We start from the raw sequence: 17,842 nt of genomic DNA, 5'->3' as shown, positions 1-17,842 counted from the left end.
TTAATTTATAATAAATAAAAAAGTGTACTAAAAAGATAATACACTTTTTAGTACACCTAGCCATGAATTACCAGCATCCTCCACAGAAGAATAATAGTATAATTATCCACCATGCCCAGCCGCCACCGCAGCCTCCAAAGCCACCACAGCCACCGCCACAGTTACCGAATCCTCCACCATATCCTCCGTAGCCGCATCCGTATCCGCTATTGTTACAACATTGATTGCAACATTGATTGCAACATGGTTGACAACAACAATTGTTTCTACAACAGCAGTTTCTTCTACAACACTTCTTTGACATGTTTCTCATCTCCTATCATTGGTACTTTAATATATAGTATTCAATTTCACATTTTATGGTTCTACATTTCGTAATATTCTTTTTAAATAGACACTGTTAATAATTTTTGTTATCATTAAATAAGTAAACTTAGACAGCTCAAGTATTGAGATAGCTTTTATAAATATGATTTTAAGATAGTAAATTTATAAATACTTTTATGAAAAAAGGAGTGATTAAATGAGTACAACTAGAAATAGATTAGTAGCACCTAGAAATGTAGTAAACACAAAAATGCTATATTCATTTTATATATTAAAGGAATTATCTAAGGGTGAAGTAATGTTCGGTAATAAAGTACTTGAAACATTTAGAGATGTATTTCAAACCTCTAATTTACCTTTTCCTGTATCATCAAGCACTATTTATGAAACATTTTATGATTTAGAAGAAAAAGGTTACGTAATTAGCAAATGGACAGGTGATGAATTTTTAAATAAGAGAAGCAAAAAAATATATTCCATTACAGATGAGGGTATTTACTATTATAAACACCATATAGCGGATTACATTCATAATTTAGAAAGAACTAAAAGCACTCTTGATTTAATGATAAATATGCTAAAATAATATATATTAAAAAGATGACTTAAGAATTTAAGTCATCTTTTCCTTTATAACCCATATTACATATCACATCTAAGGATTTTAATATATCCCTATATCCTTTTTTCATAAGAGAATCACAATAAAGTTCATTAAAACTCAAACAATCAATATTCTTCGATAACAATTTAATATAATTTTCTCCATAAAGCTTTATTAAAATATTTTTGAATGAATTTTGGATTACTATTCTATCATTTAAATCCTTACTATTAGAACCTTCGATTTTCTTTGAATTAATTTCTAAAATTCCATAAAACTGATAAATATAACTAAGCTCCTTTAATGAATATTCGTCACATAAAGTTGCTATTATTTTGTGATAATCCTTGTACATAGGTATTGAATAAGACACTTCATAATTATCCATATTTTGAAGCACTCTTACACTTTGGTAAATTGCATTACAAAAGTCCAATCTTATTATATTGGCGTTAATATACTTTTCCTTTGCATTACAATTTTCCTGATAATTTAAATTTTCTCTTTGAATTCTAACTTGTTCATGTAATGAAACTTTATTAATAAAAATACTGCAAATAGCTCCAATTACAGAACCTAAAACTAATCCACCCGCTGAGATTAATGCTGTAACAAGTGCAATCGGCAACAAAACTCACTCCTAATAGTTGATTACAATTATAGTATTATCATTATTTTTTAAAATATTATTATATATTTGTATAATTTTATGTCTATTTTTGTTTTCGTGCATAAAATAAATAATAATAAATTTTAGGGAGGATTATTATTTGGAATTAAATTCAACATCACAACCTACAAAATATATTAAGAAGTTAACTTTAGAAAAATGTTTGAATTGTAATAACAAATTAACTTTATATTTTTATACAAAAGATTATAATTCTTATACTTTTTTGGATATAGTAATTAGAAATACTAAAAATAGAGATGAATTTATTTGTCCATTTACTATAAATTCACCTAATTCTATAACAATTGATTTAAATAACATTTGCCAATGTTTAACTGATTATGAAGGATCACTTTCTATTGTAGCTAAATCATCACATACATTATTTTCTATAACTCCAATTTTATCAAAGGAAAAACTTATTATTGATGGTTTTTCACATAAAAGTCCTTATAAACTATATATTAGAACCCTAGAAAATGGCGAACTTAGATTATCAAGTATAATAAATAAAAAACTATAGGGGATAATCCCCTATAGTTTAAATACTACTTATCAAATACATTTCTTTAGTTAACTTTATTTTTCTAAGTTAACTTTATTTAAATTTAGTTTCAATTCGAATATTTCTTCCTTTAAACTTATAATAGTTTCATTAGCATTTTTTAATTCTAATTCTTTTCTATTTTCAATTTCTCTAATTAAATTATTTTTCTCTTCATTTATTTTTGTAATTTCTGCTGATTTATTTAATAAAACTTCTTGAATTCGTTGATTTAAACTATTGCTATACTCTTTATACTCTTTTTTTTCTCCATTCAATATAGCAATTTCATTTTTAAATCTATTATTTTCACTTTCTAAATAATTAATTTTTTCATTAAGAATATTTGCTTTGGTTAACTTATCATTTAACTCCTTTATTTCTTCTTTTAATTTATCATTTTCATCCTTTATAGCCTTATTATCACTTGATATCTCTGTTAATGAATTAATATGTAATTGCAAATTTTGAATTATATCAGATTTTTCCTTTAGTTCTTTTTCTACAGTAGAAAGTGCAGAATTAACACGTGAAAAGCTATCTTTTACATCATTTAATTCATAATCCTTCTTATTAATTTGCTCACTAACATCATTACATACCTTTTTCAAATTTGTATTTTCATCTTGAAGTATAGATATAACTTTGTCTTTCTTTTTTATTTCATTTTTAAGCTTTGTATCATATTTATCTTCTAGATAAGTAGCCATTTCTAAAGAATTAATAAAGCATCCTTTTAATGAATCTATCAAAAAGTTAAATCTATCAATTTCACCTTTTCGATCATTATATTTTTCATCATTTTCTACTATAAAGCTATCATATTGATTTAACAATGTAGTAATCATACTTTCAGCATCATCAAAACTACTTTGAAGCATATTAAGCCTGTCTTTTGTTGACTTTTTTAACTTTAACCCCTTTGTCTCTATTTTTTCCTCTATAACTACAGGTTGAGTCTCTTGAATTTTTTCTTGATTTTCAGTAGTTTTTTCATTATTTTCTCTAATTTCGTCCATTTTTTAAACCTCTTTCTTTTTCCTCTTTAGTTAACCAAAGTTAACTAAGTTAACTTTGGTTAACTTAGTATTATTATTATAACATATAAAAAGTGTATTTTCTACGAAAATTTAACATAATTTAATCCATAAAAACTGCGCACATTCCCGAATGTGCGCAGTTTTTTCTTAAACTATTGATTTTAAGCCATTTTCATGGTATTATATTTTTATAAAAATGTAAAAAGCGCAGTTTAAAAATATAAAATACGCAGTTTTATTTTTAAGCAAAATCGATTTGTACGAGAAAGGAAATTTTAAATGGATTTAAATGATGAAATGCTCGAGATGATGAAATTCTATAAATTTTATAAAAAAATGAGAGCATATGAAGAGAAAAATGAGTTTACCGAAAAAATGCAAGAAATTGATATAAAAACAGAGGGAGCAAATGAAATTTCTAAAAAAACGCCTCCAAAAACAGAGGGAGCAATTTTAAATAATAAAAAAGACCATAAAAACGATGAAATTACAAAAGAAGAGGGTAAAAAAAAGAATTATAAAGCAACTAGGCCATTAGAAGTTGAGGAATACGAACAAATTATTAAATTATGTAAAGAAGGTTTTACATATACTGATAAAAAGACAGGAAGAGAAAAAAAGTTTAGGCCAAACCAACCTTTAGCTTTTGCATTAGCACTTCAAGCAACTCTTGGTTTCAGAGCATCAGATATAGTTAATTTAAAAGTTTCAGATTTTAACAGAAGTAAATTTGCTATAAAAGAAATAAAAACAGGTAAATGGCAAAATAGAGATTTAAATGATGTAATGTATAATAAACTATTAGAATATGTAGTTACTAATAATTTAGATAAGGATGATTTTATTTATCCTAATAAAGTTAGAAACATGCAACAACAATTAAAAATAATAACTGATTATTTAGGATATAAAAATATAGGTACCCATTCATTCAGAAAACTTTTTGCTCATACATTATACGAAGAATCTGGCCATGATATAGAATTAGTTAGACATGTATTAAATCACTCTGATATAAAAACAACTATGCGATATCTTGGAGTAAGTATGAAGAAATTAAGAGAGATGAGTAACAAGATAGATTTCTCTTATGCTTTATAAAACAGAGGGAACAAGCTATTATAATTTAATAAAAAGGGAAAGTAGATAGATTTGTATTTTACACAAATCCATCTACTATCTCCTACTGTCTCATCTATTCTCCCTATCTCCCTATTTATTTGCCTTTAAATTTTTATAATTTAAACCTAACTTTTAAAGTCAACCTCTTCTTTTGCACCTTCTTCACGTAATTGATTAATTCTCATATTAATAAATATATCTAATTCATTACTTGTCAATTTTTTATATTCAATGTTCATACCTATTATTCCATCTCAGAAATGAATTTGCATTACTATATACTATCTTTTTTTAATACTTCCCTTGCTCTATATATAGAATCCTTAGCATTATACCAAGGTTCATTTGCATATCTATAATCAAATTTATTAATAAACCACTCTAAGTCACTTTCTAATTCCTTACAATATTTCATTTGAACATTAATTATTTCTTGCTTAAATACTTCATAGTCTTTTTTGCTAAACTTTTCTTTAGCTGAATTAATGAGAAGTTTATTATGCTTGAAACAAAAAAAATCTTGTGATCTAAAGTTTTCTCTAAATGCTTCTTTATTTTTCCACAGTTCTAAAGTAATATCAATGTCACTGTTCATAGCCTTTAAATTTACTTTTTCACAAACAAAACATTTCTTTTCATTAGCTTTCTTTATAAAGAATTTACTTACTTTATTCTCAATTTGTCCACTTTCCATTTTTCTTATTTCTAATGTAATAAGTTTTTTTAGCATTATTGCCATTCCTAATTTATCTCTCATATCTTCCATTTTGCTCATATGATAATCACAAAAAGTATACTGTTCTCCAAACTTTGGAAAGAACTCTAAGTCCATAACTAAATCTGTAGATATTGCATTTAAAACTTGATTTTCAAAATCTTCTATGCATCTACATAATGCACACTTTTCTTTTTTCTCAAAACTTTCGTAAATTCTAATATGCTCAATACTAAGTTTCTCTAATTCCCCTTTATCCATAAAACCCTCCATTTTAACATTCCAAAATTTATTTTTTCTTCTTCAATTCCAATAATACTTTTTCACATGTTACAGGAAGCTCATAAAATCTAATATTAATAGCATCATAAATTGCATTTAAAATAGCCGGTGCTGTTGGAATCATTACTGGCTCTCCTATTCCTTTTGCTCCATAAGGACCTGTTGATTCAGTCTCTTCAATAAAATATGTTTTTATATTTGGCATATCCATTGATGTTGGAATAATATAATTTGAAAAATTAGAGTTTTTAATTTTTCCTTTATCTAAATTAACCTCTTCCATAATTGCATATCCAATTCCCATAGAGCATCCTCCTTCAACTTGTCCTTCTGCTAAAGTTGGATTAATAATTTTCCCACCATCATTTACTGCAACTATTTCTAAAATATCAATTTTTCCTGTTTCAGTATCTACATTTACAGTAACTCTTTGAGCACAAAATGTATAAGGCCAGTAAGGATTACCTTGACCATCTTCATTTATTTTAGAGGTATTTGCTTTAAAGTACCCCTCCTCTAATATAGCAATATTCTTTTCAAGCATGATTTGTAAAAGTAATTTTAACTCTAAAACTGTTTCAATCTTTTGATTTTTATCTATAACTTTATTAATGTTATATCTTAATTTCTTACATGCACTTAAAACGGCATTTCCAGTATTATAGGTTTGACGACTTGCAGCTGCAGTTCCTGAGTCCATCATTAAATTAGTACTAGTATTAATTATTTTTACTAAATCTTTATTTATATTAAGAGCTTGCGATGCAATTTGCCACATTACACTTTCTCCCCCTGAACCAACATCAGAAACTTCAACATAAATTTTTACAATTCCACTTTCCTCAATTTTGGCAATTGCCCTTGATTCATCAGGAAATCCATTGCCATATCCTGTTCCATAAAATATAGTTGAGTAACCAACACCTTTCTTATTCATATAACGACCCTCTTATAATTCAATATTATCTATGGAAGCCAATTTACTTATACATTCTTTAATTCCAACACTCTTATCAAGAATTTGACCAGTAGCAGTTTTACTTCCACATTGAAATGTATTAATATTTCTAAATACCAATGGATTTATATTAAGTTTTTCTGACAATATATCCATTTGTGATTCATATGCTATTGGCACTTGTGCTGCACCAAATCCCCTCATTGCTCCACAAAAAGGATTATTAGTATAAACTGCATAAGCTTTAATATCAACATTTGGAATTTCATAAGGACCTGTTGCATGTACAGCAGCCTTTCTTATAACATTAATTCCCCATGAAGCATAAGCTCCAGTATCAGCATAAATTCTAGCTTTTAATGCACATAGCCTTCCATTACTTTTAACTGCTGTTTTATAGTACATTTTCATCAGATGCCTTTTACTATGAGATATAGTAGATTCTTCTCTACTATATATAATTTTAACTGGTCTTTTAGTTATATAAGAAGCAATAGCTGCATGACATTGAGGATTAATATCCTCTCTTGCCCCAAATGCTCCCCCAATAGTCATATTAATAACATTAATATTTTCTTCCTTCATATTTAAACATCTTGCAACTTCTTCCCTATCATAATGAGGATATTGTGTTGCAATATATAAATCCAAAGTATTATTTATGGCATTATAGTTTGCTATTGTAGATTCTGGTTGCATAAAAGCATGCTCAGTCATTTGAGTTTTATAAGTATTTACACTAATAAATTTAGCTTCTTTAAATCCTTCATCTATATTTCCTTTATTTATTTCTACAGAAAATAGAATATTATTTTTCTCACCTATTACAGGAGCATCTTTTTGTATTGCTTCCTCAATAGAAAATACACCTTTATATTCTTCATACTCTATTTTTACTTTTTCTAAGGCTTCTTTCAAATTTTTCTTATTATTAGCTATTACTAATAAAATGCAATCTCCAACTCTTTTAACTACGTCTTTAACTAAGATTGGTATATCCTTAAATATAACACCATGACTAGTTGATCCTGGAATTCTTGAATAATCTATTACATCAATTACTCCATTAAGTTTTTTAATTTCATCTATATTAATATACTTTATCTTCCCATATGCTATGGTACTTCTTTTAACCCCAGCATAAAGCATATCTGGTAATTCTAAATCATCTGGAAATAGTGCTTTTCCTAATACTTTTTCATATGCATCAGGTCTTATTATACTTTTTCCAATCAAGTTAAAACCTCCTAAAGCATTAGTAACACTTTCTATTTAATTTTTCTTCGGCTAAAAGAACAGCTTTAATTATCTTTACATACCCTGTACATCTACATAAATTCCCACTTAAAGCCTTTTTAATTTCTTCTTCTGTTGCTTTAGGATTTTTATCTAATAATGCTTTTGCACTTAATATCATTCCTGGTGTACAATAACCACATTGCACTGCACCAACTTCAATAAACGCTTCTTGAATTGGATTCATTTCATCCATGCTTAATCCCTCTATAGTAATAATCTTCTTACCATCAGCAGAAGATGCTAACATTAAACATGAATTAATTGCTTTTCCATCTAATATTACTGTACATGCACCACATTCACCTTCGCTACACCCTTCTTTTGTTCCTTTAAGTTTTAATTCATCTCTTATAAAATCAATTAATCTTAGAGATGGATCAATATTTCTTATATAATCTATACCATTTACATTAATAGAAACTTTAATTGAAAACACCTTCTATCCCTAATGCATTATTTATAGCATGCTTGTATGCACCTTTAACTGCTTCCTTTTTAAACTCAGCAGTACTACGCCCTTTAATACTATTATAAACTGAATTCTCTAGTTCATTTAATACATCATTATCTAATAAATTTGCTTTATTTTTATTTAATAATAAATTTTCTAATTGCGTGATTTTAAAAGGAAATCTACCAGCTGCACCAACCGCAACACTTATGTTTTTAATAATATCATCTTGAATATTCAAGCTTACAGCAACATTAATTCTTGCAATTGCTAATGAATTTCTTTTCCCTAACTTATAATACCCACTATAATTATTTTTTTTAGGTATTATAAACTTAGTTAATATTTCATCAAATTTTATTTTTTCTTTTTCATAATTTTTAAAATATGTTTCCACTTTAATTTTCCTAGTTCCATTTATAGATTCAATAATCATTTCGCTATCTAATGAAATTAAACATGGAATAGAGTCTGCTGCTGGTGCTGCATTTATAACATTACCACCTATAGTAGCAACATTTCTAATTTGTGGTGAACCCATATGTTTACTACATTCATATAAAACATTAAAATACTTTCTTACTTTTATGTTTTCCTCTAATTCTGCAAATGTAATCATAGAGCCTAAGCAAATAAAGTTTTCATCTTCTTCTATTAAATACAACTCATGAATCTTACTAATATCTATAATTTTAGTTAATAAATCTGATTCTTTTCTTATACTTATTATTAAATCAGTTCCTCCAGCCAATATTTTAGAATTTTCATTATTAAATAATAATATTTTGGCTTCATCTAAAGTTTTAGGTTTATAAATTTCCATTGTTATTCACCTACTTTAGTGTGATTTAAAATTTTAAATAATATTTATAAAAGCAATTTTTAAATTTTTGGTTCCTTTACTACGTTTCCACGTACATATCTTTCTATTATATTTTTTTCTTTACCTTTATATAAGAATTTTTGAACTCTTTCTTCTAAAGATAAATTGTTATTAATATTTAATGCCATATCATCAATAACCAATGCATCAAATTCATACCCTTCCTCAAAGCTTCCTACTTTACCAAAGAATTTTCCTCCACCCTTTGTCGCTAAATAAAATAATTCTGCTGTTGAAAGTTTTTCATCTGTTTTATTACTATAAAGCCATTTTAAATTAGATACTTGAGCTGAAGACACAATAACTTCTGGCATTGATAATGTATGTCCACCAGATATATCTGAAGCTAGTCCTACATTTATACCTTTTTCAATTAATTTTCTAATAGGTGCAATTCCACTAGATAAATTTAAATTTGAAGTAGGACAATGTGCAACAAAAACTTTACTTTTTGATAATAGCTCTATTTCATTTTCATTAAGCCATATGCAATGAGCCATTATTGTTTTATTTTCTCTAAATAGATTTGCTTTATAATACACATCAGAATAATTTTTAGATTCTGGTTCTAAAGTCTTTACAAATTCAATTTCATTTGTATTTTCACATAAGTGAGATTGTACGGGTAAATCATATTTTTCAGCAATTTCTCCTAATCCCTTAAGCATTTCAAAACTACATGAAGGTACAAATCTTGGCGTTATTATTGGTTTTACTAAGCTATATTTATTTATATACTCTTTAGCTATTAGCTCCGTTTCTTTTAATGATTGAATAGTATCTTCTATTAGAACATCTGGACATTCTCTGTCCATATTTACTTTGCCTACATATGCACCAAGTCCAGATTCATTAAATAAATCGAACAATAATTTTGTACTATCTTTATGTATAGTGCTAAAAACACAACATCTTGTAGTTCCAACATTCCATAGTTCTTTTATTAGTAATCTATAGACCCTTTCTGCATATTTTAAATCACTATACTTTGATTCCTCAGGGAAAGTATAGCAATTTAGCCAAGGAATTAATTCTTTATCTACACCTAATCCCATATTAGGAAATTGAGGTGCATGTAAATGTAAATCTACAAATCCAGGTATAATTAATTTATCCTTATAATCTATTACTTTTATATCTTTATAATGAAATGGCAATCCATTGTAAATACCTTTTATGATACCATTCTCTATTATAATTATTTTATTTTCTTCAATTTTGAATTTTCCAAAGTCTTGTGTATATACAAAATTACCCTTCAGCCCATATATGTTTTTCAAAATAAATTCTCCTCTCAGTTGTTCATTTTTTTGTAATAGTGACTTTTTAGTTGCCATAAAAATTTTTTGATACCCTGTACACCTACATAAATGACCTGAAATTTCACGTTTAATTTCTTCATCTGTATAATTTTTTCCACTTCTAACTAAAGAAGTAGTTGTTAAAACAAGTCCAGGAGTACAAAAACCACATTGAATAGCTCCCTCATCAATATAAGCTTGTTGAACATTGCTTAACCTTCCATTTTTAGCTATACCTTCTATAGTCTCAATCTTTTTCTTATCAGCCCAAACAGCTAAATAAATACAGGAGTCTATAGGTACATTATCTATTAATACAGTACAAGCACCACATTCTCCAACAGAACATCCTCTCTTCACTCCAGTTAGAAATAACTTATTTCTCAATACATCTAAAAGAGATTCTCTTATATCGACTTCTAAATTATAGTCTTCACCATTTACATTTATACTTATCTTCTTCATTTTACCATTATTCACAAAAATTCACCTCATTATATATAAAATTTTCCTTCATTATTTTCTTAATTAAAGTTTTTATTAAATGTAATCTATAATCCTTAGATCCTCTCCATGAATTTCTTGGGCTAGACTCATTCATTGCAATAGTTGCAATATTATTAATAACACTTTCTGAGTATTTTTTACCTATGCCATAAGCTTCAGCTTTAATACACCTCAATGGAATTGGTGCTGCAACTCCTAAAGCAATTCTTAAATCATTTATTTCTCCTTTATTTTCCTCACAAACTATAGCTACACCTAACATTGATATATCTAATGCATTTCTATTAGTAAATTTAATATATTTACCTTGCTTATTAATATATTCTTTTTCTTTAATTAGTACTTCTGTTAATATTTCATTTTTATCTATTTTCACCTTACCTGGACCATTATAAAAATCTCTAATTTCAACAATTCTTTCTCCATTAACACTTTTAAGTTTTAATAACGCATTTAATGCAAATAGGGCAGGTACGCTATCTGCTGAAACTGCTCCATTGCATATGTTACCCCCAATAGTTGCTATATTTCTTATTTGTGGTCCACCCATAGATACTGCAGCCTCACTTAATATAGGTATTTTTTCATTTATTATTTCATTTCGAAATATCTCACTAAAATTAGTTACTGCCCCAATTGAAATAGTATTATCCTCTAAGAGCTTTATACCTTTTAAACAATCAATATTACGTATACTAAGTAAATTTACACTTTCCATTTTTCCATGTCTCAATTTAATCAATATATCAGTACCACCACATATTATTTTGAAGTTATTATTTTCATTTAACAACTTTAATGCCTCTTCTAATGTTTCTGCCTCTTTCAATTCATTAATATCAAACATAATCTGTCCCCCTATATTAATCCACCTTCTTTAAATTTTTCAAATACACTTTGAGGATTCATAGGTATTTTATTAAAAGCTACTCCAGTTGCATCTAAAACTGCATTTCTTATAGCTGGAGCTGGTGAAATTGTAGGATTTTCTCCTAATGACTTTTGACCAAAACTTCCTGCAGGATCAATAGTTTCAACAAAATCAACTCCTATTTTAGGTGTATCTAAAATTGTTTGAAGTTTATAATCCAATAAATTATTATTTAATGGTTGTCCTGTTTTTTCATTAAATAGCATTTGTTCACTTAAAGCATAACCAAGCCCCATACTTACTCCACCTTCAACTTGTCCCTCTGCTATTTTCCTATTTAATATTTTTCCTGAATCATGAACATTATAAATTTCTAGTACCTTTATCTTTCCAGTTTCAATATCAACTTCAACTTCTGCAAAGGTAACACCATATGCTACGGCATTAATTTTTACATTTTCAGATATATCAGTAGTAATTGGATTTGCAAATTCTCTATCATAATATGACTCTAATGCTATATCGCTTAATGAACAAATTTCATCACCCATTTTTTTTTCTATTATTATTCCCTCTCTTATGTCTAATTCATCTATATTTAATCCACATTTCCTACTTGCAATTTCAAGCACTTTATTTTTAACTTCTTTTGCAGCCTTTTTTACAGCTGCCCCTGTAACAAAACTTTGTCTTGATGCATATGCTCCTGTATCAAATGGAGTAATATCCGTATCTTGAATAGAAATAACATTAACCTTTTCAATATCTATTCCAAGTACTTCAGCTACCATCTCACTAAAAATTGTATCACTTCCTTGTCCAATTTCAGTTGCACCAACTTGCAGTTGAACTGAACCATCCTGATTCATTACAATTCTTGCTCCTGCTATTTCTAATGATACAGGATACGTTCCTGAAAAATAGCTAAAGCATGCCATTCCTACCCCTCTTCTTTTGTTTCCAGTAATATTTTTATACCTTTTCTTTTTTTCATCCCATCTAATTAAGTCTTTCCCTTTTTTTATACACTCTTTAACTCCAAATGATCTCACCTTTATTCCACTTAATGGATCCTCATATCCTAAACTTATAAAATTATTTTCTCTAAACTTTATTGGATCCATATTTAATTTAATTGCAATATCATCTAGATGGCTTTCTAAAGCAAAGCAAACTTGTGGAATACCATATCCCCTCATTGCTCCTGCTGTAGGTAAATTGGTATATACTGTAGTAGGTTTCACTTCAATAGCTTTAAAAGAGTATAATGGTCTAAATTTACTTGCTGCACTCATTGCAATAGAATGCCCATGAGATGCATATGCCCCATTATTTACCTGATTATTCATAGAAATGGCTAATAATTTTCCATCCTTAGATATAGCAGTTCTTATTTTATACTTCATGGCATGTCTTGTTCTTGTAGATGCAAAAACTTCTTCCCTATCTAATGAAAGTCTTACAGGTCTACCATTAACAGCTAAAGTCATTGCTGCTGTTAGTGGTTCAATTATAACATCTTGCTTATTACCAAATCCTCCACCAACGAAAGGTTTTATTACCCTAATTCTTCCTATTGGTATATTTAATGCTTGTCCTACAATTCTTCTTACTATATGAGGTATTTGAGTTGATGTTACTATTACAATCCTATTATTCTCATCAACATATGCATATGCATTTTGACATTCTAATTGGCAATGTTGAACAATACTAGTTTCATATTCACCTTCAAATACGTAGTCAGCATTTTTAAATTCTTCATTTATATCTCCAATTTCTATCTTAGAAGAGGCTATAATATTATTTGGTTTATCTTCATGAATAATAGGGGCTCCTTCAGCTATTGCATCTTCTGTATTAAATACAGCATCTAAAATATCATAATCAACCTTTATAAGCTTTAATGCTTTTTGTGCAATTATCTCATCTTTTGCAATTACAGCTGCAATTGCATCCCCTACATATCTTGCTTTATTAGTTAACATCAATCTATCTTCAACATCTCTATGATTTTTATCTAAAGAATAAGGATGACCTGCAGTTGCAAATCTTATGTTAGGTAAATCCTTATATGTTATTACAGCTTCAACTCCATCTAAACTTAAAGCATCATCTATAAATATATTTTTTATCTTAGCATGTGCATAAGTACTTCTAAGCACCTTTCCTACTAACATTTCTCTTTCAAAATAATCCTCAGCATATTTTGCTTTTCCTGTTACTTTGGCAATTGCATCAACTCTATTTACACTTTTCCCTAGTATCTTATATGACATTCTTTCACCTCACTTAAATTTTTTAATTATTTGATTTATATAATATGTTCATATTATATAAATCAAATATTAGTAAAAATCCTTATATTCAAAAATTAAAAATAAGGTCTTCTTATAAATAATCCTTCTGATTTAAAAATATCCATAACAAATCTTAATTCAGTACAACCAAAATCCATTATTTTAATAGTCCAATCACTTATTTCAAGGCCTATTTTTAATTCATTAAATATTAAATCCATTCTTTTAGTAGGAATTGATAAATTATACATACAATCATCAATAAATCTATTGATATCATTGTGATATTCTTCAAAGGATAAACTTTCTTCCTCATCATGGGATAACTTAAATATTTTATTATCATATAGATATAATTTACTTAATGCTAAAACAAATTTATTTAATATATTATAGCTATTATTATTCAGTATACTTTTCTCAAAATCAGTATATTTATTTAAATTATTAACTGTCCTTGGCAATATATCTATTGTATAAACTTCTCTATATTCTTTTTGTTCATAATTTTCGTTTAATAATTTTTGAAATAGTACTTTTATTGCTTTACTTTCTTTTACATTATTTTCATTCATAAAAAATCACCTCAATATTATTATTGACCTTTTATACATATATATTATTTTTAATTACACTTTATTTATAAACATAAAAAATAAGGTATTTCTAAACTTTCAAATTCAGAAATACCTTATTAAAATTAATCTTCTATATATTCTTTTCTTAAAACTTCTATTTCATTTTTATATCCATCAAGCTCATTAGGTGTTTCTAAGAAAAATGGTAAATGCTTAAGTTTTGGATGATTTATTATTCTACTTATTCCTTCAAGCCCTAAGCTTCCTTCCCCTATTTTTTCATGCCTATCCTTATGACTGTTAAATGGATTTTTACTATCATTTAAATGTATTGCTTTAAGTCTATCAAGACCAATAATTCTATCAAACTCTTCTAAAACATTATCTAAGTCATTTACGATATCATAGCCAGCATCATAAACATGACAAGTATCTAAACATACTCCTAAATGATCCTTTAATTCAACTCTTTCTATTATTTGAGCAATTTCTTCAAAACTTCTACCTATCTCAGTACCTTTACCAGCCATTGTTTCTAATAATACTGTAGTTGTTTGTTCTGGCTTAAGTACTGTATTTAGCATTTGAACTATATAATCTATTCCAGTATCCACTCCTTGTTTCACGTGGCTTCCTGGATGGAAGTTATATAAATTATATGGTAAATACTCCATTCTTACTAAATCATCTGCCATCATTTCAGTTGCAAATTTTCTAGTATTTTCATCAGCAGAACAACCATTTAATGTATATGGTGCATGAGCTAAAATTTTAGCAAAATTATTTTCTTTCATAATTTCTAAAAGTCCATTAATATCTTTTTCATCTATATCTTTAGCTTTTCCACCCCTAGGATTACGCGTAAAGAATTGAAAAGTGTTAGCTCCTATTGATAAAGCTTCTTTTCCCATATTTTTAAATCCCTTTGTTGTAGATAAGTGGCATCCTATGTTTAACATCTCTAATCCTCCAATAGTATAATTGTTATTAATATAAATATACTATATTATTACTCTAGTATCAACTAATAATAATTATTATATAATATTACATTTATAATTTATTATCATCTTCATCATAATTTTCTCTATCAATTTCCTTATTTAAAATTGATACCATAAATTCCTCTATATTAGAATACCCATAATCAGAAGCTAAATTCTTTAACATGTATTTTTCCTCTTCATCAACTTCTACTATAATTTCAGTTTTATATTGCTTATTAATTTTTTCTTTTATCCTCTTTTCCATATCACTTTTTTCTTTTAAAACCAAATAAAAACCATATATAATTAAAGTGCTATATAATACAATAAATAACTTATGTAACATACTACCATAAAAAAAATCCACTTTTTACTCACTCCTCATAATTTTCTAACCAGGGATCATATATACATATTTTCTTTATATATTCTTCTATAGTAATATTATCTTTTATAGCCTTATCCCTTAATAATTTTTCATTTTCCTTAGAAAGTCTTAATATAATAGTTTCGATTCTTTCATTCATTATAAACACCTCTTTGTAATAATATATTATGTAAATAATATATTATTACAAAAATTTGTTACCTTAATATATTATATAGATATCTAAATTAATCAAAATAGAGGTAAGGAAGAGTAATAATATAAAAATCTAACTACTCTTCCTTATAGCAAATTATAGGAGTACCAGCTTCAATATTCTCATAAATCTTTTTTGCCAAATATTCAGGAGCATTAACGCAACCATGGCTACCGGAAGTTTTATATATTTCTCCACCAAAATCACTTCTCCAACTGGCATCATGTATGCCAATATTACAATTAAAAGGCATCCAGTACTTAACATCTGAACTATAATTGCTTCCTTTTAATGTTGCATTTTTTTGTTTATAATTTAAAATATAAGTTCCCTGTGGTGTTCCATTACCTCTACTTACATTACCAGTTACAACATCCCCCTGAACTATTAACTTGCCATCTTTATAGAACCATAAACTTTGTGTAGTTAAATTTATTTCAACATAAGTGTTTCCAATATCATCATCCCTTGTTCCAAGGGCAGTTTGTGTGTAAATAGGTTCTTTCTTTATTTCTTCTCCATTTTTTATATTTTCAATTAAAGCCTCTTTTTCTTTTGATTTATTAATCTTCCATCCATAATTACCACCTACTACATTTATGGTTTTTCCAGTACTAGATTTAAAACTACGTGTTTTACCATATGTATCATATTTTTTACTCAATTCATTTAAATATTCCTTAACTGCTTCCTCGTTAACAGATATATTCATTGATGAATCTACATCCAACCAAGTATTAATAATACTTCCATCTAAAATCTCTATTTCATTATCAAAGATATAGTATATTTTTGAATTTACATATTTATTTAATTCATTTTGAGCTTGGATTACTTTTTCACTCGTAGACGTAAACTTAGGATTTTCATATGCATTTATTTCATCTAAATTAATACTTCTTTCACCTAATATTATGGAGTTTAATACATAAGCATAAAGCAATTCCTTATTTACCTTATTACCATATACCTCTTTAATAATTTTATATTCTCCATTTTCATATTTGAAACATGCATCTAATGGTTCAATAATATTTTCATTATTAAAACATCCTAACTTTTCTAATTCTTCTAATAATAATTCTCTATCAAAAGAATAAACCTCATTAATTATATATTTATTATTTGAAAAAATATTTATTAACCAAAGTGCTGGATTTTGCCTGTCTTTTATCTCCTGTGCTTCATTACTTCCTTCATATTTAAAATTTATATTACTCCCTTCTATTGATTCCGTGATATTATCTCTTTCTTCTAATTTAATAACATAATTATAAGATTCTTTTAATAATAAATCATTTGCCTCATCAACAGTCTTGCATGAAACATTAATTCCATTTATATAAGTTCCAAAATAATAATGTTTATCAAAATAAATTGACATTAACACATAGATACCTAAAATCATTACTATAATTAATGACACTAAATAAACTTTCCCCTTAACCTTTTCATCTTGCATTTGCTCTCACATTCTCCTATATTATTGCTTGTACATTCTATTATTATGTAATTACTTAGTAATTTAAAACAAATATTACTAAATAAAAAAAATCATGATGAAGAGGTATTCTCGTATCATGATTTCTTTATACTTACATTAGCGGAGCTATCAGTTTTAAAACTCTTCCACAAATTTTAAAAATCACATTAATATCTTTATATTCTTTTATAGTTATTTCTTTACATTTATTTAAAGTTTTTATAAAATCTTCTTCTATACTTTTAATTACTTTATTCTTATGATAAATTACAATATCAAGTGCAACACTAATTAATTGCAAAAAAAATAACCCATACGGGTACGTTCATGTTAA

The 17,842-nt window shown here is 27.0% G+C and carries 20 protein-coding genes and 1 pseudogene; 3 read left to right on the top strand and 18 right to left on the bottom strand.

What is annotated here, in order from left to right:
* Positions 1 to 67 precede the first annotated feature (67 nt).
* Complete coding sequence (locus HCG70_RS05750) at positions 68 to 304, bottom strand: ground-like protein (protein ID WP_082423847.1); 237 nt, start codon at positions 302 to 304, stop codon at positions 68 to 70.
* A 219-nt stretch (positions 305 to 523) separates the two neighbouring features.
* Here HCG70_RS05750 and HCG70_RS05745 point away from each other — a divergent pair, with 219 nt between their 5' ends.
* Positions 524 to 913, top strand: coding sequence for a PadR family transcriptional regulator (locus HCG70_RS05745; RefSeq protein WP_042398666.1), 390 nt, complete (start codon positions 524 to 526; stop codon positions 911 to 913).
* Positions 914 to 932: 19 nt separating this feature from the next.
* On the opposite strand, the gene HCG70_RS05740 is transcribed toward HCG70_RS05745, so the two are convergent.
* Positions 933 to 1,562 carry a hypothetical protein gene (locus tag HCG70_RS05740; protein ID WP_195948524.1) on the bottom strand — a complete coding sequence of 210 codons (630 nt, stop codon included), beginning with the start codon at positions 1,560 to 1,562 and terminating at the stop codon, positions 933 to 935.
* Between the two features lie 139 nt (positions 1,563 to 1,701).
* On the opposite strand from HCG70_RS05740, the gene HCG70_RS05735 reads away from it, so the two are divergent.
* Complete coding sequence (locus tag HCG70_RS05735; RefSeq protein WP_042398662.1) at positions 1,702 to 2,127, top strand: hypothetical protein; 426 nt, start codon at positions 1,702 to 1,704, stop codon at positions 2,125 to 2,127.
* 56 nt (positions 2,128 to 2,183) lie between these two features.
* Here HCG70_RS05735 and HCG70_RS05730 read toward each other — a convergent pair whose 3' ends face one another.
* Complete coding sequence (locus HCG70_RS05730; RefSeq protein ID WP_042398658.1) at positions 2,184 to 3,167, bottom strand: hypothetical protein; 984 nt, start codon at positions 3,165 to 3,167, stop codon at positions 2,184 to 2,186.
* Between the two features lie 300 nt (positions 3,168 to 3,467).
* On the opposite strand from HCG70_RS05730, the gene HCG70_RS05725 reads away from it, so the two are divergent.
* A complete protein-coding gene (locus HCG70_RS05725; protein ID WP_052330670.1) occupies positions 3,468 to 4,289 on the top strand; it encodes a tyrosine-type recombinase/integrase in 822 nt (273 codons plus the stop codon).
* A gap of 295 nt (positions 4,290 to 4,584) precedes the next feature.
* On the opposite strand, the gene HCG70_RS05715 is transcribed toward HCG70_RS05725, so the two are convergent.
* The 15 genes and pseudogenes from HCG70_RS05715 to HCG70_RS05650 form a co-directional block, all read right to left on the bottom strand.
* Positions 4,585 to 5,286 carry a DUF6062 family protein gene (locus HCG70_RS05715; RefSeq protein WP_042398654.1) on the bottom strand — a complete coding sequence of 234 codons (702 nt, stop codon included), beginning with the start codon at positions 5,284 to 5,286 and terminating at the stop codon, positions 4,585 to 4,587.
* A 28-nt stretch (positions 5,287 to 5,314) separates the two neighbouring features.
* Positions 5,315 to 6,244: a xanthine dehydrogenase family protein molybdopterin-binding subunit gene (locus HCG70_RS17650; RefSeq protein WP_055277681.1), complete on the bottom strand. Its 930-nt coding sequence runs from the start codon at positions 6,242 to 6,244 to the stop codon at positions 5,315 to 5,317.
* Between the two features lie 12 nt (positions 6,245 to 6,256).
* Positions 6,257 to 7,501 (bottom strand): xanthine dehydrogenase family protein molybdopterin-binding subunit, encoded by a 1,245-nt coding sequence (locus HCG70_RS17645; RefSeq protein ID WP_042398649.1) that lies wholly within the window; start codon positions 7,499 to 7,501, stop codon positions 6,257 to 6,259.
* Between the two features lie 19 nt (positions 7,502 to 7,520).
* Positions 7,521 to 8,000 carry a (2Fe-2S)-binding protein gene (locus HCG70_RS05700; protein WP_042398647.1) on the bottom strand — a complete coding sequence of 160 codons (480 nt, stop codon included), beginning with the start codon at positions 7,998 to 8,000 and terminating at the stop codon, positions 7,521 to 7,523.
* Positions 7,987 to 8,838, bottom strand: a complete 852-nt coding sequence (locus tag HCG70_RS05695) for a xanthine dehydrogenase family protein subunit M (RefSeq protein WP_055277677.1) — start codon at positions 8,836 to 8,838, stop codon at positions 7,987 to 7,989. Before HCG70_RS05695 ends, HCG70_RS05700 begins: the two co-directional genes overlap by 14 nt.
* Positions 8,839 to 8,897: 59 nt before the next feature.
* Complete coding sequence (gene guaD / locus HCG70_RS05690) at positions 8,898 to 10,178, bottom strand: guanine deaminase (RefSeq protein WP_042398636.1); 1,281 nt, start codon at positions 10,176 to 10,178, stop codon at positions 8,898 to 8,900.
* Positions 10,179 to 10,205: 27 nt separating this feature from the next.
* A pseudogene (gene xdhC / locus HCG70_RS17355) lies at positions 10,206 to 10,664 on the bottom strand (xanthine dehydrogenase subunit XdhC); the annotation flags it as partial.
* Positions 10,665 to 10,671: 7 nt separating this feature from the next.
* Positions 10,672 to 11,553, bottom strand: coding sequence for a xanthine dehydrogenase subunit XdhB (xdhB, locus tag HCG70_RS05685; protein WP_042398631.1), 882 nt, complete (start codon positions 11,551 to 11,553; stop codon positions 10,672 to 10,674).
* 11 nt (positions 11,554 to 11,564) lie between these two features.
* Positions 11,565 to 13,856, bottom strand: a complete 2,292-nt coding sequence (gene xdhA, locus HCG70_RS05680; RefSeq protein WP_042398627.1) for a xanthine dehydrogenase molybdenum-binding subunit XdhA — start codon at positions 13,854 to 13,856, stop codon at positions 11,565 to 11,567.
* Positions 13,857 to 13,951: 95 nt separating this feature from the next.
* Complete coding sequence (locus tag HCG70_RS05675) at positions 13,952 to 14,452, bottom strand: hypothetical protein (RefSeq protein WP_042398624.1); 501 nt, start codon at positions 14,450 to 14,452, stop codon at positions 13,952 to 13,954.
* Positions 14,453 to 14,577: 125 nt separating this feature from the next.
* Positions 14,578 to 15,414: a deoxyribonuclease IV gene (locus HCG70_RS05670; protein WP_221697552.1), complete on the bottom strand. Its 837-nt coding sequence runs from the start codon at positions 15,412 to 15,414 to the stop codon at positions 14,578 to 14,580.
* 94 nt (positions 15,415 to 15,508) lie between these two features.
* A complete protein-coding gene (locus tag HCG70_RS05665; RefSeq protein ID WP_042398620.1) occupies positions 15,509 to 15,808 on the bottom strand; it encodes a hypothetical protein in 300 nt (99 codons plus the stop codon).
* 7 nt (positions 15,809 to 15,815) lie between these two features.
* On the bottom strand, positions 15,816 to 15,968 hold the full coding sequence (locus HCG70_RS05660; protein ID WP_156327482.1) for a hypothetical protein: 153 nt from the start codon (positions 15,966 to 15,968) through the stop codon (positions 15,816 to 15,818).
* Positions 15,969 to 16,101: 133 nt separating this feature from the next.
* Positions 16,102 to 17,487 (bottom strand): peptidoglycan binding domain-containing protein, encoded by a 1,386-nt coding sequence (locus HCG70_RS05655; protein WP_042398617.1) that lies wholly within the window; start codon positions 17,485 to 17,487, stop codon positions 16,102 to 16,104.
* Between the two features lie 133 nt (positions 17,488 to 17,620).
* Positions 17,621 to 17,809 (bottom strand): hypothetical protein, encoded by a 189-nt coding sequence (locus tag HCG70_RS05650; protein ID WP_221697551.1) that lies wholly within the window; start codon positions 17,807 to 17,809, stop codon positions 17,621 to 17,623.
* Positions 17,810 to 17,842 lie beyond the last annotated feature (33 nt).

The organism is Clostridium sp. K04, from assembly GCF_019734375.1.
Classification (GTDB): Bacteria; Bacillota; Clostridia; order Clostridiales; family Clostridiaceae; genus Clostridium; species Clostridium saudiense.
The sequence above is the reverse complement of the archived record's forward strand: the minus strand, read 5'-3'. Positions and strand labels throughout refer to the sequence as shown.

Excerpts from the sequence above, each read along its gene's own strand:
- HCG70_RS05750 (WP_082423847.1), bottom strand. The coding sequence starts at position 304 with ATGTCAAAGAAGTGTTGTAGAAGAAACTGCTGTTGTAGAAACAATTGT.
- HCG70_RS05745 (WP_042398666.1), top strand. The coding sequence starts at position 524 with ATGAGTACAACTAGAAATAGATTAGTAGCACCTAGAAATGTAGTAAAC.
- HCG70_RS05730 (WP_042398658.1), bottom strand. The coding sequence starts at position 3,167 with ATGGACGAAATTAGAGAAAATAATGAAAAAACTACTGAAAATCAAGAA.
- HCG70_RS05725 (WP_052330670.1), top strand. The coding sequence starts at position 3,468 with ATGGATTTAAATGATGAAATGCTCGAGATGATGAAATTCTATAAATTT.
- HCG70_RS05715 (WP_042398654.1), bottom strand. The coding sequence starts at position 5,286 with ATGGATAAAGGGGAATTAGAGAAACTTAGTATTGAGCATATTAGAATT.
- HCG70_RS17650 (WP_055277681.1), bottom strand. The coding sequence starts at position 6,244 with ATGAATAAGAAAGGTGTTGGTTACTCAACTATATTTTATGGAACAGGA.
- HCG70_RS05695 (WP_055277677.1), bottom strand. The coding sequence starts at position 8,838 with ATGGAAATTTATAAACCTAAAACTTTAGATGAAGCCAAAATATTATTA.
- xdhB (WP_042398631.1), bottom strand. The coding sequence starts at position 11,553 with ATGTTTGATATTAATGAATTGAAAGAGGCAGAAACATTAGAAGAGGCA.
- xdhA (WP_042398627.1), bottom strand. The coding sequence starts at position 13,856 with ATGTCATATAAGATACTAGGGAAAAGTGTAAATAGAGTTGATGCAATT.
- HCG70_RS05675 (WP_042398624.1), bottom strand. The coding sequence starts at position 14,452 with ATGAATGAAAATAATGTAAAAGAAAGTAAAGCAATAAAAGTACTATTT.
- HCG70_RS05670 (WP_221697552.1), bottom strand. The coding sequence starts at position 15,414 with ATGTTAAACATAGGATGCCACTTATCTACAACAAAGGGATTTAAAAAT.
- HCG70_RS05660 (WP_156327482.1), bottom strand. The coding sequence starts at position 15,968 with ATGAATGAAAGAATCGAAACTATTATATTAAGACTTTCTAAGGAAAAT.
- HCG70_RS05655 (WP_042398617.1), bottom strand. The coding sequence starts at position 17,487 with ATGCAAGATGAAAAGGTTAAGGGGAAAGTTTATTTAGTGTCATTAATT.